A 21,176-nucleotide genomic window follows, 5' to 3' on the forward strand; every position below is an offset into this window, starting at 1 on the left:
CCCGCCTCAACCTCGACCACAACCGGGCCACGTGCCTTGCGCGCGGGCGCGGCCTCTGCCGCGGGAGACGCTTCGGGGGCGGCAGCTTCGGGCGCCGATGCCGCGGGCGCGGCTTCGGCCTCAAGCGCGGTTCCGGTCTGCGCGGCCACCAGCGCCTTGCTGATCTTCTCGGCTTCCGCCGCCTCTGCCGCGGCCTTTTCGGCAAAGGCTTTTTCGGCAGCCGCTTTTTCCGCTGCCGCTTGCACGGCGGCAGCCTTCTCGGCAGCGGCTTGCTCAGCGGCGGCTTTCTCGGCTTGCGCTTTTTCCGCGGCGGCCTTCTCGGCAGCGGCCTTTTCCGCAGCGGCTTTCTCGGCTTGCGCCGTCTCGGCGGCAGCCTTTTCCGCAGCCGCTTTCTCGGCTTTCGCTTTCTCTGTCGCGGCCTTTTCGGCGGCGGCTTTCTCTTCTGCACGTTGCGCCGCGGTCATCGGACGGGTGCCCATCATGCCGATCGGGCCAAGGCGCCCGCCGGATTGCCACGGCGCGCGGAGCGCCACCTCGGTGCCGTCGATCCGCTTCACGCCATCGCCAACCACAAGCGCGAGCGCCACCGAGCCGTTTGCACTTTCCTTGCCGCCCGCCGTCTCCGCGCAGGAGGTCAGCCCGGACGCGGGTTCGGACGAGAACCGCCCCACTTGCGAGCCCGGCTGCGGCGCTTCGCCCGCGGCGAGCCTGTCGATCAGTTTTTCGAGGCTTTCCTCGGTCAGATCCTCAAAGTAATCCTTGCCGATCTGTGCCATCGGCGCGTTGGCGCAGGCCCCGAGGCACTCGACCTCTTCCCAGGAGAGCTTGCCATCCGCCGAAAGCGCGAAGGGCTCCGCGGCAATCTTGCGTTTGCAAACCGCAATCAGGTCTTCGGCGCCGCAGATCATGCACGAGGTGGTGCCGCAGACCTGGATATGCGCGACCGAGCCCACCGGGGCGAGCTGGAACATGAAATAGAAGGTCGCCACTTCCAGCGCGCGGATATAGGGCAGGCCCAGCATGTCGGCGACGTGTTCGATCGCCGGTTTCGTCAGCCAGCCTTCCTGCTCTTGCGCCCGGAACAGAAGCGGAATGATCGCCGAGGCCTGACGGCCCTCGGGGTATTTCGTCATCTGCGCTTCGGCCCAGGCGCGGTTCGCGGGCGTGAAGGCGAAAGACGCGGGTTGTTCATGATGCAAGCGGCGCAGCATTAGCGGTCGACCTCCCCGAACACGATATCCATCGTGCCGATGATGGCCGAAACGTCGGCCAGTTGGTGCCCTTTCGAGACCGCATCCATCGAATGCAGATGCGCATAGCCCGGGGCGCGGATCTTGGCCCGGTAGGGCTTGTTGGTGCCATCGGAGACAAGATAGACGCCGAACTCGCCCTTGGGCGCCTCCACGGCGGCATAAACCTCGCCCGCGGGCACCTTGAAGCCCTCGGTATAAAGCTTGAAGTGGTGGATCAGCGCTTCCATCGAGGTCTTCATCTCGCCCCGTTTCGGCGGCGTCATCTTGCCGCGCGCGAGAATATCCCCCTGCCCTTCGGGCGCGCGGAGCTTTTCCACCGCCTGCAGGATGATCTTGGTCGACTCGCGCATCTCGGCCATCCGCACAAGATACCGGTCATAACAGTCGCCGTTTTTGCCCACGGCCACTTTGAAATCAAATTCGTCGTAGCATTCATAGGGTTGCGAGCGCCGCAGATCCCACGCCAGCCCCGAGCCACGCACCATCACCCCGGAATAGCCCCATTGGGTGATTTCTTTCTCGGTGATGATGCAGATATCGGCGTTGCGCTGCTTGAAGATCCGGTTTTCGGTCAGCAGCCCCTCGATATCATCGAGCTTTTGCGGGAATTCATGCGCCCATTCCTCGATGTCGTCGATCAGCTTGGACGGCAGATCCTGATGCACCCCCCCGGGGCGGAAATAGTTCGCGTGCAGACGCGCGCCACAAGCCCGCTCATAGAAGATCATCAGCTTTTCGCGTTCCTCAAACCCCCAGACCGGCGGGGTGAGCGCGCCCACGTCCATCGCCTGCGTGGTGACGTTGAGAAGGTGGTTCAGAACCCGCCCGATCTCCGAAAACAGCACCCGGATAAGCGAGGCGCGGCGCGGCACGACGGTGCCGGTCAGGCGCTCGATCGCCATGCACCAGGCATGCTCCTGGTTCATCGGCGCCACATAATCGAGCCGGTCGAAATAGGGCGTGTTTTGCAGATAGGTGCGGCTTTCCATCAGCTTTTCGGTGCCGCGATGCAAAAGGCCGATATGCGGGTCGGCCCGTTCGACGATCTCGCCGTCAAGCTCCAGCACCATCCGCAACACCCCGTGCGCCGCAGGGTGCTGCGGGCCGAAGTTGATGTTGAAGTTGCGGATGCGCTGCTCGCCGGTCAGCACGTCATGCGAACCGTCGTCGTAGGTATTCTGCCGGATGTCGCCGTCCATGCTCCTCACCTTTCTCCGTCACCGCCCGGGCTGTTGCCGCGGCTCAGCCCTGTTTCTCGTCACCGGGAAGCACATAATGCGCGCCTTCCCAGGGGCTCAGGAAATCGAATTGCCGGTATTCCTGCGTCAGTTTTACCGGCTCGTAGACCACCCGCTTGAGCATCTCGTCATAGCGCAGCTCGACATAGCCGGTGGTGGGGAAATCTTTCCGCAGCGGATGGCCGCGGAAGCCGTAATCGGTCAAAAGACGGCGCAGATCCGGGTGGCCCGAGAACAGGATCCCGAACATGTCGAAGATCTCGCGTTCATACCAGTTCGCCACCGGGAAGGCATCCACGATCGAGGGGCACATCTCATCCTCGCGCACCGCCGCTTTCACGCGGATGCGCTGGTTGCGCCACATCGACAGGAAATGCCACACCACCTCAAACCGCGCCGGGCGCTCGGGCCAGTCCACCGCGGTGATGTCGATCAGCGTCGAGAACCGGCAGGTCGGGTCGTCGCGCAAAAATTCGACAAACCGCAAGATCCCCGCCGGGGTCACGGTCACGGTCAGCTCGCCATGCGCCACCACGCTCGACACGACATCATCGCCGCGCCGGTGTTCGATATGCGCCGCGAGTTCTTGCAGCTGTTCGCTCATTCTCCGTCCTCCTCAGCGCACCAGCGTGCCGGTGCGGCGGATCTTGCGCTGCAACTGCAGGATACCATACATCAACGCCTCTGCCGAGGGCGGGCAGCCGGGAACGTAAATATCGACCGGCACGATCCGGTCGCAGCCGCGCACCACCGAATAGCTGTAGTGGTAATAGCCGCCGCCATTGGCGCAGGAGCCCATCGAGATCACGTAACGCGGCTCGGGCATCTGGTCGTAAACCTTGCGCAGCGCAGGCGCCATCTTGTTGGTCAGCGTGCCGGCCACGATCATCACGTCAGATTGCCGCGGCGAGGCGCGCGGCGCAAAGCCGTAGCGCTCCACGTCATAGCGCGGCATCGCGGTATGCATCATCTCGACGGCGCAGCAGGCCAGACCAAAGGTCATCCAGTGCAGCGAGCCATTGCGCGCCCAGTTGATGATGTCTTCGGCGGTGGTGAGCAGGAAGCCCTTGTCCTGCAGGTCGCGGTTGAGCGCCGCGGCGGCCACGTCCATATCGGCTGCGGCCGTGTTCGGCCCGGTCATCACGCCCATTCCAGCGCCCCCTTCTTCCATTCATAGGCGAAGCCCACGGTGAGCACCCCCAGAAACACCATCATCGACCAGAAAGCCGTCATCGAAATTTCCCCGAACGACACCGCCCAGGGGAACAGGAAGGCCACCTCAAGATCGAAGATGATGAACAGGATCGACACGAGGTAGAAGCGCACGTCGAACTTCATCCGCGCGTCGTCGAAGGCATTGAAACCGCATTCATAGGCCGAGACCTTTTCCGGATCGGGGTTGCGCACCGCGATCACCGCCGCCGCGCCGATCAGAACGAGGCCGAGCGCAATCGCCATGGCCAACAGAACGAGGATGGGAAGATATTCGCGCAACATGGAAGGCAGGGTCACGTCGTGCATCAATTGGCTCCCTCTGAGCGCGGCAAGCGCGCGGGTTCTGGCTCAGCGAGGAATAGCCTTCCCCCATATGCCGGTCAACCGAGCGAAGCCCGATTTCGGGGCGAAAAGCATAATTTGTATACCGATGCACACTGTTTTTGGTGTGGACCGCTTTCGCGGCATCCCGTTGCCGCAATGCGGCATCGTGTCTCGCCCCCGTGTCCTTACGGCAGGTGCACAGAATCACCCGCAACGTAAAAATGCATGTCTTCTAAAGACCTTCTCTCGATTAGAGCGCCCAGGGCGGAGGCTTTCGGTCAAAGAAAGCGGCGATTCCTGCACCTGCTTCGTCGCTTTCCCACCTTTGCACGAGCGCAGAGATTGTTGCCTCCTGAAGCGCTGAGTCGGCCCCTTTCGAGAGCATATGCACGAGCGCTTTGGCATCGGCGACGGCGCCGGGGGCACAGGTCAGATAGGGGGCAATTTCCGCCTCGATCGCACCGTCCAGCGCCTCTGGCGCAACCACGCGCGCGATCAGATCAAGCGCCACCGCTTCCTCGGCCCCGAAGAGCCGCGACGACATGAACACCCGCCGCGCCTTGGCCGCGCCCATCCGCGCGATGACATAGGGCGAGATGGTCGCCGGGGTCAGGCCAAGCCTGGTCTCGGTGAGCCCGAACCGCGCGTCGGGCACGGCAATCGCGACATCACACACCGAAATCATGCCGACCCCGCCGCCGAAGGCATTGCCCTGCACACGGCCGATCACCGGTTTCGGGCAGGTGTCGAGCGCGGCGAGCATTTCGGCCAAAGCGCGCGCAGAGGCGGCGCGCTCTTCCGGGCGCGCCGTCATATTCGCCTGCATCCAGCGCAGATCGCCCCCGGCGCAAAAGCTCTTGCCCTCGGCCGCCAGCACCACCACCCGCACCGTCTTGTCTTGCCCGAGATGACGGATCACCTGCGTGATCTCGGAAATCATCTGCGCATCGAGCGCATTGTGCTTTTCTGTCCGCGCAAGCCAAAGCGTCACCACGCCCCGCGCATCGCGGTTGAGCCGGATCGTCTCGGTCATTCTCCTCCCCCTTTTATCGCCTGCGCACGCGCCGCGGCCCTGGCCAGCTTGTCCCGGTCGAGCCCGGTTGCATAGCCCAGCCGCTCCAGATGCGCGGCCACCCGTTCCGTTGCCACATTGCCCGCGGCGCCGGGCGCATAGGGGCAGCCTCCGAGCCCGCCCGCAGCCGCATCAAAGATACGCAGCCCGCGCGCGAGGCTCACCTCGATATTGTCGAGCGCCCGCCCCTCGGTGTCATGAAAATGCCCGGCAAGCCGGCTGGGCGCGATTTCCTCAAGCACCGCGGCGAGCATCGCATCCGTGCGCTCGGGGCGGGCCCGGCCGATGGTATCGCCAAGGCTCAGCTCGTGGCAGCCCATGGCGCTGAGCGCCGCCACCACCCGCGCCACCTGCGCGGGCGCCGTCGGGCCATCAAACGGGCAGTCTGTCACCATGGAGACATAGCCGCGCACTTTAATATTTGCGACATTTGCAGCCTGCATCACCGGCTCAAATCGCTCCAGACTTTCCAAAATCGAACAATTCAGGTTTGCCTTCGAAAACCCCTCCGAGGCGGAGGCAAAAATCGCCACCTCTCCCACCCCGGCGGCCAGCGCCGCGGTGATCCCCTGCAGATTGGGGGTGAGCGCGGTATAGATGACCCCCGGCGCCCGGCGAATGCCGGCCAGAACGGCCGCGCCATCCGCCATCTGCGGCACCCATTTCGGCGAGACGAAGGACGCCACCTCGATGCGCCGGAACCCCACCTCGGAGAGCGCATCGACAAGGGCGATCTTTTCTGCTGTGGGGATCAGGCGCTTTTCATTCTGCAGCCCGTCCCGCGGCGCCATTTCGACGATTTCAACAAAATCAGCCATCGGGAAGCTCGTAAAACGCTTGCGCATAAAGGCTCGCGCCGCCCCTTTCGACCGCCCGCAGATGCGCCGGGCGCGCCTGCGCCCGCTCGATCCAGGCGAGGATCGCCGGAAAGCCCTGTCGCGGCACGAAGCGGAACATGGCATCCATGTTGAAGCCGAACATGCACTCCGCAGCCGAAAAGGAGGACAGGAGCCAGTCCCGCCCCGCGAGATGCGTTTCAAGCGCCTGCATCGTCACCATCAGCCGCTTTGTGTCGAGCTTCATCAAAGGCAGCGAGCGCGCGCTTTCGGGTCGCAAAAAGATGTGCTGAATATTGAGAGATTGCAGGATGTTGGCCTGCGTCTCGGCAAAATTCACCCATTCCAGAAAGGCGACCCGCTCTGCGGTTCCGGGCGCGGGCGCGAGCGCCCCCCGGCTCTCGGTCAGATATTGCACGATCGCGCCCGATTCAAAGATCACCTGCCCGTCGATCTCCAGCGCGGGCACCCGCCCGGCGGGGCTGAGCGCGCGAAACTCCGCGCTGCGCAAGCCGCCATCGGTGAGCGACCAGCTGCGGATCTCCACCGGCTCGCCCAGTTCCTCCAGCAGCCAGAGCACGCGATGCGACCGCGAGCCCGGGGTGTGATGCAATACCGTCATGCGGCCTCCTCCTCCTCTGCCAGCCGAATAAGCGCCGCCCCCGCCTCGATCTGCGCGCCGGGGGCCACCAGCACCTCGGCCACCTCGCCCGCACGGGCCGCGCAAAGCGTGTGCTCCATCTTCATCGCCTCCAGAATGGCAAGCCGATCCCCCGGCGCCACGCGCGCGCCCGGCGCGACAAACACCGCCTTCACCAGCCCCGGCATCGGCGCGAGCGTAAGATCCGAGGCCGGTCCCTGCACCAGACGATCCAGCGGATCGGGGCGCGGGAAGCTGTGCGCGCCGCCCAAAAACACGGTGATCTCCCCCGCTCCGACATGAAAGCGCGCCGCCGTTTTGGCGCCATCGACCCACCAGCCATCGGGATGAAGCACGCAATCATGCCGCCCCCCCGCGACCTCGACGATCACCCGGTTCGGGCCGATCACCTGCACCGCGGCGGGAGGCTCAAAATCCACCGCGCGGCGCAGCGGCGCCCAGAGCGTGAACCCCGCGCCGGTGCCCGCATGCAGCCCCGCCGCCGCGATCACGCCCAGCGCACGCGCGGCCACCGGCACGGGCGGCAGCGCGGCAAGCTCTGCGCTCTCGCGCCCGATCAACCCGGTATCGACGGCGCCCGCGGCAAAGCCCGCATGCCGGGCGAGCCGCGCCAGAAAGGCGAGATTGGTGGTCGTTCCCGCCACTTCGGTTGCCTCAAGCGCGCGGGCGAGCTGGTTTAGCGCTGCGGCCCGGCTCGGGCCATGGGAGATGATCTTGGCGATCATCGGGTCATACCACGGGGAGATCGTATCGCCCGCGCGCACGCCTGTTTCCACCCGCACCCCGGGCGGGAAGATCAGATGCGCGAGCGTGCCGACGGCGGGCAGGAAACCGGCCGGCACATCCTCGGCATAGAGCCGGGCCTCAAAGGCATGCCCCTTGATCTGGATGTCCTCCTGCGCGAGCGGCAGCGGCTCGCCCGCCGCCACGCGAAGCTGCCATTCGACAAGGTCGATGCCCGTGATCGCCTCGGTCACCGGATGCTCGACCTGCAGGCGCGTGTTCATCTCCATGAACCAGAACCGGTCCGGGCGCAGCCCGTCAGAGCCATCGACAATGAACTCGATCGTGCCCGCGCCCGCATAGCCAATCGCCTCGGCGGCGCGCACCGCGGCCTGCCCCATCGCGGCGCGCATCTGATCGGTCATTCCCGGCGCGGGGGCCTCTTCGATCACCTTCTGGTGGCGGCGCTGCAGCGAGCAATCTCGCTCAAACAGATGCACGGCGCGGGTGCCGTCGCCAAACACCTGCACCTCGATGTGGCGGGGCATTTCGACATATTTTTCAATCAGAACCGCGGGGTTGCCAAAGGCCGTGCGGGCCTCGGCACAGGCGCTTTCGAGCGCGGCGGCGAAATCATCGGGCCGGTCCACGCGCCGCATCCCCTTGCCGCCGCCCCCCGCCACCGCCTTGATCAGCACCGGGTAGCCCAGCGCCTCGGCGGCGCCCGCAAGATGCTCGGGATCTTGATTGTCGCCGTGATAGCCGGGCACCACCGGCACGCCCGCCTGCGCCATCACCGCCTTGGCGGCATCCTTGAGCCCCATGGCGCGGATCGCCGCCTCCGAAGGGCCGATGAAGGTGAGCCCGGCCGCCGCCACCGAAGCCACGAAATCGGGGTTTTCGGACAGGAAGCCGTAGCCCGGATGGATCGCCTCGGCACCGGTCTCAAGTGCAGCCTGCAAGATGCGATCTGCGCACAGATAGCTTTCCGCCGGGCGGGCGCCGCCGATCGCCACGGCCTCATCGGCCATCGCGACATGGCGCGCCCCGGCATCGGCCTCTGAATAGACCGCGACCGTGGCCACGCCGAGGCGGCGCGCGGTCTCGATCACCCGGCAGGCGATTTCGCCGCGATTGGCGATCAGGATCTTTTGAAACATCGCACTCTCCTGTTGGCGAAGGCGGGGGGCGCTGCCCCCCGTGCCCCCCGGGATATTTGCGGCAAGATGAAAGGGTTGGGCTTCATCTTGCCGCAAATATCCCCGCCGGAGGCATGGAACGTCACATCCGGAAGACCCCAAACCGGGTCGGCTCGATCGGCGCGTTGAGACTTGCCCTGAGGCTCAGCGCCAGCACATCGCGGCTCTTCCTCGGGTCGATGATGCCGTCATCCCAAAGCCGGGCCGAGGCATAGAGGGGATGGCTCTGGCGCTCGAACATCTCGATCGTCGGGCGCTTGAACGCGGCCTCGTCCTCTGCCGACCAGGTGCCGCCCTTGCGCGTGATCCCCTCACGCCTCACGGTGGCGAGCACGCCCGCCGCCTGCTCACCGCCCATCACCGAGATCCGGGAATTCGGCCAGCTCCACAGGAACCGGGGCGAATAGGCGCGCCCCGCCATGCCGTAATTGCCCGCGCCAAAGGAGCCGCCGACAAGCATGGTGATTTTTGGCACCGCGGTGGTGGCGACGGCGGTGACCATCTTCGCGCCATGCCGCGCGATCCCCTCGTTTTCATATTTGCGCCCGACCATGAAGCCCGTGATATTTTGCAAAAACACCAACGGGATGGAGCGCGCGGAGCAAAGCTCGATGAAATGCGCAGCCTTTTGGGCGGCCTCCGAGAAGAGCACGCCATTATTGGCGATGATGCCAACCGGGCAGCCCATCACATGCGCAAAACCGGTCACGATGGTCTCGCCGAACCGCGCCTTGAACTCGTCAAAGCGCGAGCCATCCACCAGACGCGCGATCACCTCGCGGATGTCATAGGGGGTGCGCAGATCGGCGGGCACGATGCCGAGGATCTCTTCGGGGTCAAAGGCGGGGTCTTCGGGGCTTTGCCACTGCACCGGCGCGGGCCGCGGCCGGTTCAAGCTCCCCAGTGCCCGGCGCGCAAGCGCGAGCGCATGGGCGTCATCCTCGGCCAGATAGTCGGCCACCCCCGAAAGCCGCGTGTGCACATCGCCGCCGCCAAGGTCTTCGGCGGTGACCACCTCGCCGGTTGCCGCCCGCACCAAAGGCGGCCCGGCAAGAAAGATCGTGCCCTGTTCTTTCACGATGATCGTCACATCCGACATCGCGGGCACATAGGCGCCCCCCGCCGTGCACGAGCCCATCACCACGGCGATCTGCGCGATGCCCTTGGCCGACATGCGCGCCTGATTGTAAAAGATCCGGCCGAAATGGTCGCGGTCGGGGAAGACCTCGTCCTGATTGGGCAGGTTGGCGCCGCCGCTGTCGACCAGATAGACGCAGGGCAGCGCGCATTCCTCTGCAATCTCTTGCGCGCGCAGGTGCTTTTTCACCGTCATCGGGTAATAGGTGCCGCCCTTCACCGTGGCATCATTGGCGACAACCATCACCTCTTGCCCATGCACCTGCCCGACCCCGGCGATTACGCCCGCGCAGGGGGCCGCGCCCTCATAAAGCCCGTGCGCGGCGGTGGCGCCGATCTCGAGAAACGGGCTGCCGGGGTCCAGAAGCGCCGCCACACGCTCGCGCGGCGCCATCTTGCCGCGGGCAACGTGACGCGCGGTGGCCTCGGGGCCGCCCCCCGCGGCAGCGGCCTCGGCGGCGGTGCGCACCTGCTCCAGCAGGGCCAGATGCGCCTCGCGGTTTTTGCGGAAGGTCTCCGAAGAGGGGATCGCGGCAGAGTTCAGCTTCATGGATCGGCCTTCTTGTCGCGCAGGTCTGCCGCCCGGGCGGCGGTCATTTCCATCAGGCAGTTTGCGCCCACCACGCCGGAAAGCGAGGCATCGCCCCAGCGCGCGATCTCCAGCGCGCATTCGGCATCGCGAAACGCAATCCACGCGCGCTGTGCGGCCTGCAGCGTGTCAGCAAGCCCGGGCGCGCCCATCTCGGCTTTCCGGGCCTTGTATTCGGCATTGAGGATCCCGTCCCAGGCCGCGGTCTCTGCGCCGATGCAGGCGATCATATTTGCGGTGGTTTCCGCCCCGGCGCCCATGCAGCCCTGCGCCGCCTGCCCAAGGCAGCTCGGCCCCTCGGCGCGCGGATTATACTCGGCAAAACAGTCCTGCACCGCGGCGGGAATATCCGCCGTGGCCGCGGCGGGCAGATCCTGCGCACGCAGGCCAGCGGGGGCAAAAAAGGTCATAACAGCAACAAGATGGACAATGACTTGAGGACGCATCACGATTTCTCCATGAGTTCACGTCCGATCAGCATACGCCGGATTTCCGAGGTGCCCGCGCCAATTTCCATCAGTTTCGCGTCGCGAAAGAGCCGCGACACCACCGAGTCATTGAGAAAGCCCGCACCGCCGAGCGCCTGCACCGCCTGATGCGCCTGCACCATCGCCTGCTCGGAGGCGTAAAGCACCGTTGCCGCAGCGTCTTGACGGGTCACCGCGCCCCGGTCACAGGCTTTGGCAACCTCGTAGGTATAGGCGCGCGCGGTGTTCATCGCGACATACATGTCGGCAATTTTCGCCTGCATGAGCTGGAAAGTCCCGATCGGCTGGCCGAATTGCTGGCGCTCCTGCGCGTAGGGCACCACCTCGTCGAGACAGGCCATCATGATGCCGGTGCCGATGCCCGACAGCACCACCCGCTCGTAATCGAGCCCCGACATCAGCACCCGCACGCCCTTGCCCTCAAGGCCGAGCACATTCTCGGCGGGCACTTCGCAATTGTCGAAAAAGAGCTGTGCGGTATTTGAGCCGCGCATGCCGAGCTTGTCGAAATGCTGGCTCGTGGAAAACCCTTTGAAGCCCTTTTCGACGATAAAGGCGGTGATCCCTTTCGAGCCCGCAGCGGGGTCTGTTTTCGCATAGACCACGAGCGTGTCGGCATCGCAGCCATTGGTGATCCAGTATTTGTGGCCATTGAGCACATAGGTGTCGCCGCGCTTCTCGGCGCGCAGCTTCATGCCGACGACATCGGAGCCTGCACCGCTCTCGCTCATCGCCAGCGCACCAATTTGTGTGCCCGCGACAAGGCCGGGGAGGTATTTGCGCTTTTGCGCCTCTGTGCCGTTGAGCTTGAGCTGGTTCACGCAAAGGTTCGAATGCGCGCCATAGGAGAGCGCGATCGAGGCGGAGACCCGCGCGATCTCCTCGGTGACAACCACATGGGCCAGATAGCCCATGCCCGCGCCGCCAAATTCTTCCGGCACCGTCACACCGAGCAGGCCAAGCGCCCCCATCTCGGGCCAGAGCTCGTTGGGAAAGGCATTTTCGGCATCGACTTTTGCCGCGATCGGGGCAAGGCGATCGCGCGCCCAGCTCCGCACCATGTCACGCAATGCGGCAATATCCTCGCCCAGATCGAAACGCATCGAGCCCGCGAACATCCTCTCCTCCCCAGATTATTGAACGCTTGTTCATTTCATTGCGCACAACGGGTCTCAGGTCAAGTCGGGCGTGAAGTGCCGTTACGTCGCACGCCTTTTGGCTAGGCCGCGCACTTTTGCGTTACAGCGCTAACCTCCCGGTAAGGCCCCCGGCGCACCGATTTTTGTAAATATGACAAAAGGGGGGCAACAAAGGGGCAAAGACGCCGTGAGCACGATCACGAAAGCCAGTCAGCATGCGTGGATGTATGCAGTGCTGATTGAAATGAATGACTATTGTCGCAATGAGGGCCTGGAGGACGTTGCCGCGTCGCTTCAGCAAGCCATTGAGCGGATGGAACCGGTTGTGTTCCCGCGTCTGCCGATGGGCCGGACCGTTGCCGACATCGCCCCCTTGCATACCGCGGAAGTGGTCAACTTCCCCGGGCAGCGCGGACATTGAAGTCTCCGGCTCTCGCCGCGCCAACGAGAGACCTCGCGCCCGCAGATCTCGCGATCTGGCGCCAAACGGCCGTTTGGCAGCACCTTTCCCTCCCCTGACGGCGCAGGTGCCCCGCCCCCTGCGCCGTCATTCGTGGCGCAGCGCGAGAGTTTTGTCAGATCCGCAGATCAGCCGTGACCCGAAAAGACCGGGTGTCAAAACCAGTGATTTTCGCGCGCGATCATCGCCGCATGGGTCCGGTTGCGCGCCCCGATCTTGCGCGTCAGGGTGCGCACATGCAGCTTCACCGTGACCTCCTGAAGATCCATGTCGCGGGCGATTTCCTTGTTGGTCTGGCCCGCGCAGATACCGCGCAGAACCTCGGTCTCGCGCGGGGAGAGCCCGCCCATCGTCGGCGCATCATCCTGCTTGAGGAAATCAAACGGCGCAAAGACCGAGCCGGAGGCCATCAGCGTCACCGCACCGATGATCGAACGTGCGGGCAGCGCTTTCGGCACAAAGCCGATCGCGCCCTCGTCGAGCGCTTCCCGCGCCGCGGCCGGGCGTGCCACCCCCGAGATGATCGCCACGGCCTGATCGGGGTAGCGTCGCTTCATCTCGCTCAACCCGCCAAGACCGTCCATGCCGGGCATATCATAATCGAGCAAAACCAGATCGAACGGTCCATGACGCTCGACCTGGGTGAGCGCTTCGGAGAGATCACCCGCCACTGCGACATCCTCGCAGCCGCCTGCGCGCAACAGCGCCGCGATGGCGTCACGCACAAGATCATGATCGTCGGCAATCAAAAGCTTCACGCCGTCCTCCGAAATTCCATCCGCACCGCCCCGATCGGGACTTTTGTCCTCACCAAAGGTAATCAGCAAGAAGCCACAGCATTGCAAGGGCACCCCGAACCCGTTTCCGGCCCTCTCGCCCAAAGCACCATGCACACCCCAATAAGCAGTGCAACCCGTATACTTCCGTATAGGCTAATATACTTCTTCCCCGATGGTTGGCCTTCTGAGCTGTGCGAAACTGTCGCGGATTTTAAGTGCCCGGGGGAAGCAGCGTGCAACAGGTCAGACTGGCGGCCCTCACGGCGCCCGCGCTGAGCGCGCTGGCACTTGCCGCGGCGGCCTTCGCGCTTGCGGCAACGCTCGTCAGTGCAGATGCCCCTGCGCGGGTCGCCCCCGCGCTCGGGGCCCCCCTTGCCGCCACCCCCCTTGCCGCGACGCACCGCGAGCCCCCCGCCCCCGATCGGATGCCGCCGCTCGCCGCGCCCGAGGGCAAGATCGTGCTCACCGTGACCGGAGCGCTTGGCACCAGCAATGCCCCCGCAGAGCCCCCCCCCGCAGACATCCTCCCCGGAGAAAGCCGGGCGGGGTCCCGCGTCGCGCGGTTTGACGATGCGATGCTGGCCGCCCTGCCGCGGGAGGATTTCCGCACGACAACGATCTGGACCAGCGGCGCGGTGCATTTTTCCGGCGTGCCCCTGCGCGCCTTGCTGGACCGGCTCGGCGTGCAGGGCGGGCGGCTCCGGGTGATCGCACTCAACGATTATGCCGTCGAAATTCCCGTCGCCGACATCGAGACCCGCGCCCCGCTGCTGGCCGACCGGCGCGACGGGCAGCCGATGACGATCCGCGACAAGGGGCCGCTCTGGATCATCTATCCCTACGACGCCGATCCCGCCTATCGCAACGAGGTGATCTATGCGCGCTCGGTGTGGCAGGTGGACCGGATCGAGGTTCTGCCGTAAGATCCCCTGCCGTCGCCTGTTTCAAGCTGTGTAGATGCACAATCGTTCGTCCCCGTTTCGCGCCCCGTCGCAGCCCCTGCGCCATCTGCTCTTTGTCGGGCTGGTGGTCGTTTTGGTGACAGCCGGGGTCTCGCTTTACCGCTACGGCGAAGCGGTGCGCGCAGAGATCGACAATCTGGCCATCGGCAATTCCGACAGCCTGCAATGGACCCTCGCCCAGCTCGAAATCGAATACTATCAGCTGGAAGAAGCGCTCACCCACGGCAGCCCGGAAAGCCATGTCGATCTGGAGGATTTTTCTCGAAGTTTCGACATCTTTTACAGCCGCGTCGAAACCATCCGCGACGGCGCGGGCTTCCAGGCGGTGACCGAAACCGCGGCTGCCGCCGCCGCCATGGCCCGTCTTGGCGATTATCTGACCAAAACCGCCGCGCTGATCGATGCGGGGCCCGAAACACTCAAGATAGCCTTCCCGGCGCTGCGCGCGGAAACGCGCGCTCTGGTGACCGAGGTGCGCACCGTCTCCAGCTATGGCGTGCGCGCGCTCGCGGAACGCGCCCGCGACCAGCGCGAAAAGGTCTTCGAATCGCTCATCCGGCTTGCGTCGCTCGCCGCCGCGCTTCTGGCCACCGTGTCGGGGGGCTTCGTGATAACCTGGTGGCTGTGGCGCTATGGCCGCAACCAGACCCAATCGCTCGCCTTTGCCAAGGCCCGGCTCGAAGCGGTCATCGGCACCTCGATCGATGCGGTGATCGTGGTGGATCACAATGGCCGCGTGATCGAGTTCAACGGCGCCGCCGAAAAGGTGTTCGGCTACAGCCGCGCAGAGGCGCAGGGCGCACTCATGCACGAGCTGATCGTGCCCGGTCACATGAAAACCGCCCATGACGCCGGGTTCCGCCGCTATCGGGCCGGCGGCGTGCCGCGGATCGCCGGGCACGGGCTGATCGGGCTGCAGGCGCGGCGCAAGGATGGCACCGTTTTTCCAGCCGAGCTTTCCGTCACCGCAACCCGGATCGGCAAGGTCGAGATCTTCGTCGGCTTTTTGCGCGACATCACCGACCGCGTTGCCGCCGAACAGGAGCTGATCGACGCCCGCGATGCCGCGATGGCGGGGGAACGCGCGCAATCGGAATTTGTGGCCGTGATGAGCCACGAGATGCGCACCCCGCTCAACGGGCTGCTCGGCACGCTGGATCTTTTGGTGGAAACCCCGCTCGACGAGACCCAGCGCCGCTTTGTCGATTCCATGCAGAAAGCGGGCGAGATCCTGCTCAGCCATGTCAACAACACCCTCGATGTCGAGCGGCTCGACGCGGGCAAGTTTTCGATGGTGCGCGAGCCCTTCGCGCCGATGGCCGTGGCCGACGAGATCGTTCAAACTCAGGCGGGGGCCGCCGCCGCCCGCGGCAACCTGCTCGTGGCACAAGCCGAGGGGCGGCTGCCCGATGCGGTCGAGGGCGATGCGCTGCGGATCCGTCAGGTGCTGATCAACCTCGTCGGCAATGCGATCAAGTTCACGCGCAATGGCCAGATTTCGGTCGAGGTCGAATATCATCGGGACGGCGGCATCCTCGAATATCGCGTGATCGACACCGGCATCGGGATTCCCGCCGACCAGACGGACCGGATCTTCGATGATTTCGTGACCCTCGACCCGGAACTCTCGCGCGAGGCGACGGGCTCCGGGCTCGGCCTTTCGATCGCACGGCGGTTGATGCGGGCAATGCGTGGCGAGATCGGGGTGGAAAGCGATGTCGGCAAAGGCTCGGCGTTCTGGATCACCTTGCCTGCGCCCGTGGTGCTGTCGATGCCCGCGCCCCGCCCGCCCCCCCGGCTGACACCGAAACCGCATGCGCCGTCGATGGCCAGCGCGCAGAGCGCCGCCGCCTCAGCCGCAGAGGCCGGCTCCGGGGCTATCCTCGTTTCGGCCAATGCACCGCTTTTGCTCACGCCCCAGAACGGCCCCGTTCCCCCGCGCGGCGGCGCCGGCTTTGGCAACGGCCCCGCAGACCCGCCCCCCCCCGGACCGCCCGCCGCGACGCCCTCCGGGGCCCCGCCGCCGGCAGAGGGCCAAGCGATTGACGTGCTTGTGGTGGAAGACAATGACATAAACCGCGTCGTGCTGTGCGAAATGCTGCGCCGGGGCGGCCACCGCTTCGACGAGGCGCGCGACGGCATGGAAGGGGTTGACGTGGCCAACAAGCGCCGCTTCGACGTGATCTTGATCGACCTCAACATGCCGCGGATGAATGGCATTGAGGCAACCGAGGCGATCCGCGCCAGTGACGGGCCAAACCGCAATACGCCGATCATTGCGGTCACGGCCAATGTGTTGCCCGAAGCCCGCGCCCGGCTGGAGGCCGCCGGGGTCTGCCGCGTGATCTCGAAACCGATCACGCGGCGCATTCTGGAGCAGGTGCTGGCAGACGAACTTGCCGCGGCGCGCGACAAAACGAGCAGCGCGGGGCGCGACAACGCAAGCGGCGCGGCACGCCCGGCAACGCCGGAAGGGGCGGGGCGCGAGGTTTTCTCGGACCATGCGCCGCCTAAACTTTCCTCCAAAACCGGCCCCCGCCGCCCTGGCGTCGCCGTGTCGCACGGGGCGGGCGGCGCGATGCCGAAACATGACGCACCGCTGCTCAATCTGGAAACGCATACCGATCTGGCGCAATCGCTCGGCCCGGATCTGATGGCGCAGACGCTCGGGCAATTTCTCGCGGAAGGCGAGTCCATGCTGCCGCGATTGACCGCTGTTGCCGCTCAGGCCGAGCCGGCCGCCACCGCCGCGCTCGCGCATAAATTCGCCGGTTCGGCCGCTTTGCTGGGGGCGGAGCGGCTTCACCGCCTGCTCAAGGCGATTGACACTCCGCTTCGTCATGTTCCCCCGGGCGCTCCGCCAAGTGATTCGGTCGCGGCGGCTCTGACCGCCCTTCCAGCCGTCTGGACCGCGACTCGCGCCATGGTTGTGCCCCCAATTCCCCCCTCCACCGGCCCGGATCATGCCGTCAACTGAGTCAGACTGCCGCAGGAACACCACTTTCGCGCCCTATTTGCGCCAGAAACTATACCTAAGAGTGTATTTATTTCCGTCCGACATATTGCCGAGGTTTACCAACGGCAATTAACCTTGCATTTAGGTTAAGGAACGGAGGCATCCATGGTTTGGTTGCACATCACGCCGCATCCCGCGCACCAAGTTATTCCCGGGCCTTGGCTCGCCCGGGCCTTCGCGCGCCTGCGCAGTCCTTTCTCCAAACCTGAGCCGACCCGCCCCCTTGGCAGCGCCAAATCCATGCGCGCCGCACAATCCGAGATGCAGACCGGAATGCAGGAAATGTTCTCCGAAGGTTTCACGCGGGTGGCGCCGCTGCAACGGCTGCCGGTCGCGCCGCACTCAAGCTCGATTCCGACGCCCATCTCCGCCTTCACCGCCCTGACCGTGGAGCCGCCCCACAGCGCCGATCCTGCGCCCGCGCGCCCCGCCGCGTCGCGCCGCACTTTGCGCGCCGCCGCCAGTGCCGTCGCCAATGCCGTTGTCGCTCCCCCCGCGCATCCCGCTTCGTCCTTCCACGCCGTGGAAGTTGACGACATCGAACTGGTTCTCGTGCTGTCGCGCCGCACGGGCACGCCGCTTCCCTGCCTCGAATGGCTGGGCGATCACGGCCTGCCGTTCCGTCGCATCGCGGCATTGACGCCGACATCACCGATCTGGTCTGCCCCGCAAGGCGCGCTCTTGATCGTTGATCTCGACACTCTGGGCGGTGTCACCGCAATGGCCGATGGCCTGATGCGTCTGCGTCAGGGGCGACCGGATATTTCCATCGTGCTGCTCTCCGAAGAGGTGGCCGGGCATGATTTCGGCCTTGAGCGGCTTGCGCTCGCCGATGTCACGCTGCGCCTGCCCTGCGCTTTCGCAAGCTTTGAATTTGCGCTAGCCGAGGCGCCCATCAACAATGCGATCTGGCAAGAGCGCATGGCGGAGGTGCAACCGGGGCTCTAACCCCGGCGCAGTTCCGCATCCAGAATACGGGCGATTGTCGCCGCATCAGCTTCGCAGAAAGTGAGCGGCAGACGGAGATCGAGCAGACCCGACAACAGCCGATCGGTGCACGGCAGATGCTGCGCGGGGGCATAGCGCCAGCTTTGATGGCGCGAGGTGAAAGCAACAGGTTCGGTGGCCCCGAACCATTTCAGCTCCACCCCCCGCACAGCGCAGCGCGCAACGAGGGCTTGAACGCGCGCGGCTTCCCAGCCGGGCAGCAGGAACTGGAAGGACGAACCCACGAAGGCTTCGTCCTGGGGACGCGGGATCACTCGCAGACCCGGCGTGGCAGAAAGCCCCGCCTCCAGCGCGCGATAAAGGGCGTTCCAGCGCGCCACACGCCCGGGCAGTTCGGCGATCTGCGGCCGCAAGATCGCCGCGCGCAGATTGTCCATCCGGCCAGAAACATTCGGCATCTCATATTTTGCCGTTTCGAAATACTCTGGCCCGGGCGCTGCGCGATGCCGGGTATAAAGCATGTAACTGCCCGAAATCAGGATCATCTTCGCCATCAGGGCGGGGTCATCCGAGATCACAAGCCCGCCCTCGCCCGAGTTCATGTGCTTGTAGGTCTGCGTCGAATAGCAGCCGATCGCCCCAAACCGCCCCGAGGCGGTGCCGCGCCACGCGGCGCCCATCGTATGGGCGCAATCCTCCACCACCGTGATCCCCGCCGCCGCGGCAATCTCCATCAGCCGCGCCATGTCACAGATATGGCCGCGCATATGCGACAGCAGCAGCACCTTTGCCCCCGCCGTCGTCGCCTTGTCGGCGAAATCGTCCAGATCGATCACCAGATCCTCGGTGGTCTCGACCAGCACCGGCTCCGCGCCGAGCGCGGCAATCGCGCCGGGCACCGGCGCGAGGGTGAAGGCATTGGTCAGCACCCGGTCCCCGGGCGCGACACCAAGCGCGCGCAGCGCGCAGCGCATCGCATAGCCGCCCGAGGCGACGGCAAGGCAGTAGCGCGCCCCGGTAAATGTTGCAAAATCAACTTCCAGAGCCGCGGTTTCGTCAATTTCACCCGGGGCAATGTTGTATCTGTGCAAGCGCCCCGAGCGCATTACCGCCACGGCCGCAGCGATCCCCGCCTCGGAAATCGGCTCCTGCTGCGTGAAGTTTCCGGTAAAGACCTCGAGCGTCTCATCCCTCATCGTCTCGCCTCCTCAGGCTTGCAAAGAGCGCGCAGGCCGCAAAAAGCACGCCAGCGGCCACGAAAAAGGCCGCATCCGGGCTCTGGATCGGCGCCGCGTCGGAGAGGAAATAGCCGAAGAGCCAGGCAAAGAACAGCGTGCCCAGAAGCATGGCGAGGCTTTCCACCGCCGCAAGCCCCCCTTGTAGCGCCCCCTGCTCGGTCTCGGGAACCGCACGCGACATCATCGCCACAAGGCTCGGTTGCGCAAAGCCTTCGGGGCCGTGAAAGAGCAACAGCAAGATCACCGCGCCGAGCCCGCCGGCAAACCCATAGCCCGTTGCGGCAAGGCCCGCGACCGCAAGCCCGACCAGCACCGCGCGCCGCTCGCCGATACGCGCAACAACCGGCCCCGTCAGCAGCCCCTGCGCGAGCGCCCAGACCAGACCAAACCCGGCGAGCGTGAGCCCGATCACCGCCTCCGACCAGCCGAATTTGGCAATCCCCCAGAATGACCAGATCGCCGGATAGACGGCAGAGCCAAAGGTGTAGAGCGTGATCACCGCAACCAGAGGCAGCACGCCACGCGCGCGCGCAAACACCGCAAAAACCCCGAACGGGTTTGCCTCGCGCCAGCGCGGGCGGCGGCGCTTTTCCGGTGCAAGCGTCTCGGGCAAAGCGAAGAGGCCCCAGATCAGATTGGCCCCGGCGAGCCCCGCGGCCGCCCAAAACGGCACCCGCGGCCCGAACGACCCGAGCAACCCGCCCAGCGCGGGCCCCAGCACGAAGCCCAGCCCGAGGGCTGCGCCCAGCCAGCCAAACACGCGCGCGCGCCGCTCCGGCGCGGTGACATCGGCCACATAGGCATGCGCGATCACCGGCGTCGCGCCGCAAATCCCTGCCGTGATCCGCGCGGCAAAGAGCCAGCCAAGGCTCGGGGCGAGCGCATAAAGAAGATAGTCGATGCAAAGCCCGGCCAGCGCCAGAAGCAACAGCGGCCGCCGCCCGAACCTGTCTGACAGCCCCCCCATGAGCGGCGCGGCCAGAAACTGCGCCAGGGCATAGCTTGCATAGAGCCAGCCCCCGACCCGGACCGCATCGGACAGCGCGACGCCTCCGACCTCCTCGATCAGCCGCGGCACCACCGGCACGATCAACCCGAGTCCTGCCATGTCGAGAAACACAACGAGCAGGATAAAGAAGATCGTGCGGCGCGGCAGTTCACCCATGGCGCGGCAGCAACCGGCCAACACAGGCCGTCAGATCGGCATAGCTGTCCAGCATCGCCTCGGGCGCAAGGCGGGAAATCGCCGCTCCCTCCGGGCCAAAGCCAACAAGGACGCACGGCACCCCCGCGGCCAGCGCGGTCTTGCGGTCCGTTTCCGTGTCCCCCACCATCACCGAACGCGCCACCGTGCCGCCCGCCCGCGCGACAGCCGCCAGATAGGGCGCGGGGTCGGGCTTGCGAACCGGCAGCGTATCCGCGCCGATCAGCGCCTCAAAAAGCCCCGAGACGCCAAGCGCATCAAGCAGGTTGATGGCCAGAGCTTCGGGCTTGTTGGTGCAGATCGCGGTGCGATAGCCGCTTGTGCGCAGCGCCGCCACCGCCCCCGCGGCACCGGGATAAAGCCTTGAATGCACACAGATATGCGCGGCGTAATGATCGAGAAGGCGGGGGTAGTCTTCCTCCACCCAAGCCGCGGCCTGAGGGCTTTGGGCCCGCGCATAGCCAAGCGCCAGCATCGCCCGCCCGCCATGGAAGGCGGTGAGCGCATCGGCCACCGGGTCCAGCGCGACTGTCAGGCCGCGGGCCGCAAAACAGGCATTCGCCGCGGCGATCAGATCGGCGGAGGTATCCACCAGCGTGCCGTCGAGATCGAAAACCACTGTCGCCGCCGTCGTCGCCGCTGTGTTCGCCACTGTTACGCCTCCGAAAGATTGTGTGATGCCCGCCCCCTTGCGA

At 65.6% G+C, this 21,176-nt stretch carries 19 protein-coding genes and 1 pseudogene; 4 read left to right on the forward strand and 16 right to left on the reverse strand.

Annotation, left to right across the window (positions count from 1 at the left end):
- Nucleotides 1-218: 218 nt before the first annotated feature.
- The 12 genes and pseudogenes from nuoE to ACFSM0_RS00300 all read right to left on the reverse strand — a co-directional run.
- Nucleotides 219-1,211: pseudogene (gene nuoE, locus ACFSM0_RS17735) on the reverse strand (NADH-quinone oxidoreductase subunit NuoE); the annotation flags it as partial.
- Nucleotides 1,211-2,452 carry an NADH-quinone oxidoreductase subunit D gene (locus ACFSM0_RS00250; protein ID WP_377385427.1) on the reverse strand — a complete coding sequence of 414 codons (1,242 nt, stop codon included), beginning with the start codon at nucleotides 2,450-2,452 and terminating at the stop codon, nucleotides 1,211-1,213. The pseudogene nuoE and the gene ACFSM0_RS00250, both read right to left, overlap by 1 nt.
- A 43-nt stretch (nucleotides 2,453-2,495) precedes the next feature.
- Nucleotides 2,496-3,095, reverse strand: a complete 600-nt coding sequence (locus tag ACFSM0_RS00255; RefSeq protein ID WP_377385430.1) for an NADH-quinone oxidoreductase subunit C — start codon at nucleotides 3,093-3,095, stop codon at nucleotides 2,496-2,498.
- A 12-nt stretch (nucleotides 3,096-3,107) separates the two neighbouring features.
- The gene (locus ACFSM0_RS00260; protein WP_076485612.1) at nucleotides 3,108-3,641 is read right to left on the reverse strand and encodes a NuoB/complex I 20 kDa subunit family protein; all 534 of its coding nucleotides are present in this window, start codon (nucleotides 3,639-3,641) and stop codon (nucleotides 3,108-3,110) included.
- The gene (locus ACFSM0_RS00265; protein WP_377385433.1) at nucleotides 3,632-4,012 is read right to left on the reverse strand and encodes an NADH-quinone oxidoreductase subunit A; all 381 of its coding nucleotides are present in this window, start codon (nucleotides 4,010-4,012) and stop codon (nucleotides 3,632-3,634) included. Before ACFSM0_RS00265 ends, ACFSM0_RS00260 begins: the two co-directional genes overlap by 10 nt.
- 268 nt (nucleotides 4,013-4,280) lie before the next feature.
- Nucleotides 4,281-5,063, reverse strand: coding sequence for a crotonase/enoyl-CoA hydratase family protein (locus ACFSM0_RS00270; RefSeq protein ID WP_377385436.1), 783 nt, complete (start codon nucleotides 5,061-5,063; stop codon nucleotides 4,281-4,283).
- Nucleotides 5,060-5,920: a hydroxymethylglutaryl-CoA lyase gene (locus tag ACFSM0_RS00275; protein ID WP_377385439.1), complete on the reverse strand. Its 861-nt coding sequence runs from the start codon at nucleotides 5,918-5,920 to the stop codon at nucleotides 5,060-5,062. The genes ACFSM0_RS00270 and ACFSM0_RS00275 overlap by 4 nt, the downstream gene beginning before the upstream one ends.
- The gene (locus ACFSM0_RS00280; protein ID WP_377385441.1) at nucleotides 5,913-6,560 is read right to left on the reverse strand and encodes a glutathione S-transferase family protein; all 648 of its coding nucleotides are present in this window, start codon (nucleotides 6,558-6,560) and stop codon (nucleotides 5,913-5,915) included. Before ACFSM0_RS00280 ends, ACFSM0_RS00275 begins: the two co-directional genes overlap by 8 nt.
- Nucleotides 6,557-8,482, reverse strand: coding sequence for an acetyl/propionyl/methylcrotonyl-CoA carboxylase subunit alpha (locus ACFSM0_RS00285; RefSeq protein ID WP_377385443.1), 1,926 nt, complete (start codon nucleotides 8,480-8,482; stop codon nucleotides 6,557-6,559). The genes ACFSM0_RS00280 and ACFSM0_RS00285 overlap by 4 nt, the downstream gene beginning before the upstream one ends.
- Nucleotides 8,483-8,603: 121 nt before the next feature.
- A complete protein-coding gene (locus tag ACFSM0_RS00290; RefSeq protein ID WP_377385446.1) occupies nucleotides 8,604-10,208 on the reverse strand; it encodes a carboxyl transferase domain-containing protein in 1,605 nt (534 codons plus the stop codon).
- Nucleotides 10,205-10,693, reverse strand: coding sequence for a lysozyme inhibitor LprI family protein (locus ACFSM0_RS00295; RefSeq protein ID WP_377385702.1), 489 nt, complete (start codon nucleotides 10,691-10,693; stop codon nucleotides 10,205-10,207). Before ACFSM0_RS00295 ends, ACFSM0_RS00290 begins: the two co-directional genes overlap by 4 nt.
- Complete coding sequence (locus ACFSM0_RS00300; RefSeq protein ID WP_377385448.1) at nucleotides 10,693-11,853, reverse strand: acyl-CoA dehydrogenase family protein; 1,161 nt, start codon at nucleotides 11,851-11,853, stop codon at nucleotides 10,693-10,695. Before ACFSM0_RS00300 ends, ACFSM0_RS00295 begins: the two co-directional genes overlap by 1 nt.
- Nucleotides 11,854-12,061: 208 nt before the next feature.
- Here ACFSM0_RS00300 and ACFSM0_RS00305 point away from each other — a divergent pair, with 208 nt between their 5' ends.
- Entirely contained in the window at nucleotides 12,062-12,295 is a 234-nt protein-coding gene (locus tag ACFSM0_RS00305) for a hypothetical protein (protein WP_377385451.1), read from the forward strand.
- A gap of 194 nt (nucleotides 12,296-12,489) precedes the next feature.
- On the opposite strand, the gene ACFSM0_RS00310 is transcribed toward ACFSM0_RS00305, so the two are convergent.
- Nucleotides 12,490-13,092, reverse strand: coding sequence for a response regulator transcription factor (locus tag ACFSM0_RS00310; RefSeq protein WP_377385454.1), 603 nt, complete (start codon nucleotides 13,090-13,092; stop codon nucleotides 12,490-12,492).
- Between the two features lie 254 nt (nucleotides 13,093-13,346).
- On the opposite strand from ACFSM0_RS00310, the gene ACFSM0_RS00315 reads away from it, so the two are divergent.
- From ACFSM0_RS00315 to ACFSM0_RS00325, 3 genes are all read left to right on the forward strand, one after another.
- Nucleotides 13,347-14,036, forward strand: a complete 690-nt coding sequence (locus ACFSM0_RS00315) for a putative pterin-binding protein (protein WP_377385456.1) — start codon at nucleotides 13,347-13,349, stop codon at nucleotides 14,034-14,036.
- A 34-nt stretch (nucleotides 14,037-14,070) separates the two neighbouring features.
- A complete protein-coding gene (locus ACFSM0_RS00320; RefSeq protein WP_377385459.1) occupies nucleotides 14,071-17,052 on the forward strand; it encodes a hybrid sensor histidine kinase/response regulator in 2,982 nt (993 codons plus the stop codon).
- A gap of 312 nt (nucleotides 17,053-17,364) precedes the next feature.
- Nucleotides 17,365-18,039, forward strand: a complete 675-nt coding sequence (locus ACFSM0_RS00325; RefSeq protein ID WP_377385462.1) for a hypothetical protein — start codon at nucleotides 17,365-17,367, stop codon at nucleotides 18,037-18,039.
- On the opposite strand, the gene ACFSM0_RS00330 is transcribed toward ACFSM0_RS00325, so the two are convergent.
- From ACFSM0_RS00330 to ACFSM0_RS00340, 3 genes are read right to left on the reverse strand one after another with little or no spacing between them, the layout of a single operon-like run.
- A complete protein-coding gene (locus ACFSM0_RS00330; RefSeq protein ID WP_377385465.1) occupies nucleotides 18,036-19,235 on the reverse strand; it encodes a DegT/DnrJ/EryC1/StrS family aminotransferase in 1,200 nt (399 codons plus the stop codon). The genes ACFSM0_RS00325 and ACFSM0_RS00330 overlap by 4 nt on opposite strands.
- Entirely contained in the window at nucleotides 19,225-20,442 is a 1,218-nt protein-coding gene (locus ACFSM0_RS00335) for an MFS transporter (RefSeq protein WP_377385468.1), read from the reverse strand. Before ACFSM0_RS00335 ends, ACFSM0_RS00330 begins: the two co-directional genes overlap by 11 nt.
- A complete protein-coding gene (locus ACFSM0_RS00340) occupies nucleotides 20,435-21,133 on the reverse strand; it encodes an HAD-IA family hydrolase (RefSeq protein ID WP_377385471.1) in 699 nt (232 codons plus the stop codon). Before ACFSM0_RS00340 ends, ACFSM0_RS00335 begins: the two co-directional genes overlap by 8 nt.
- Nucleotides 21,134-21,176 lie beyond the last annotated feature (43 nt).

It is taken from the genome of Rhodobacter lacus (assembly GCF_042683065.1).
In the GTDB taxonomy this organism is placed as follows: domain Bacteria; phylum Pseudomonadota; class Alphaproteobacteria; order Rhodobacterales; family Rhodobacteraceae; genus Rhodobacter; species Rhodobacter lacus.

Bases quoted from the DNA above. Each gene is read 5' to 3' on its own strand.
- ACFSM0_RS00285 (WP_377385443.1), bottom strand. From the start codon at position 8,482: ATGTTTCAAAAGATCCTGATCGCCAATCGCGGCGAAATCGCCTGCCGG.
- ACFSM0_RS00270 (WP_377385436.1), bottom strand. From the start codon at position 5,063: ATGACCGAGACGATCCGGCTCAACCGCGATGCGCGGGGCGTGGTGACG.
- ACFSM0_RS00330 (WP_377385465.1), bottom strand. From the start codon at position 19,235: ATGAGGGATGAGACGCTCGAGGTCTTTACCGGAAACTTCACGCAGCAG.
- ACFSM0_RS00250 (WP_377385427.1), bottom strand. From the start codon at position 2,452: ATGGACGGCGACATCCGGCAGAATACCTACGACGACGGTTCGCATGAC.
- ACFSM0_RS00325 (WP_377385462.1), top strand. From the start codon at position 17,365: ATGCAGGAAATGTTCTCCGAAGGTTTCACGCGGGTGGCGCCGCTGCAA.
- ACFSM0_RS00265 (WP_377385433.1), bottom strand. From the start codon at position 4,012: ATGCACGACGTGACCCTGCCTTCCATGTTGCGCGAATATCTTCCCATC.
- ACFSM0_RS00300 (WP_377385448.1), bottom strand. From the start codon at position 11,853: ATGTTCGCGGGCTCGATGCGTTTCGATCTGGGCGAGGATATTGCCGCA.
- ACFSM0_RS00260 (WP_076485612.1), bottom strand. From the start codon at position 3,641: ATGGGCGTGATGACCGGGCCGAACACGGCCGCAGCCGATATGGACGTG.
- ACFSM0_RS00280 (WP_377385441.1), bottom strand. From the start codon at position 6,560: ATGACGGTATTGCATCACACCCCGGGCTCGCGGTCGCATCGCGTGCTC.
- ACFSM0_RS00255 (WP_377385430.1), bottom strand. From the start codon at position 3,095: ATGAGCGAACAGCTGCAAGAACTCGCGGCGCATATCGAACACCGGCGC.
- ACFSM0_RS00275 (WP_377385439.1), bottom strand. From the start codon at position 5,920: ATGGCTGATTTTGTTGAAATCGTCGAAATGGCGCCGCGGGACGGGCTG.
- ACFSM0_RS00295 (WP_377385702.1), bottom strand. From the start codon at position 10,693: ATGCGTCCTCAAGTCATTGTCCATCTTGTTGCTGTTATGACCTTTTTT.
- ACFSM0_RS00335 (WP_377385468.1), bottom strand. From the start codon at position 20,442: ATGGGTGAACTGCCGCGCCGCACGATCTTCTTTATCCTGCTCGTTGTG.
- ACFSM0_RS00320 (WP_377385459.1), top strand. From the start codon at position 14,071: ATGCACAATCGTTCGTCCCCGTTTCGCGCCCCGTCGCAGCCCCTGCGC.
- ACFSM0_RS00290 (WP_377385446.1), bottom strand. From the start codon at position 10,208: ATGAAGCTGAACTCTGCCGCGATCCCCTCTTCGGAGACCTTCCGCAAA.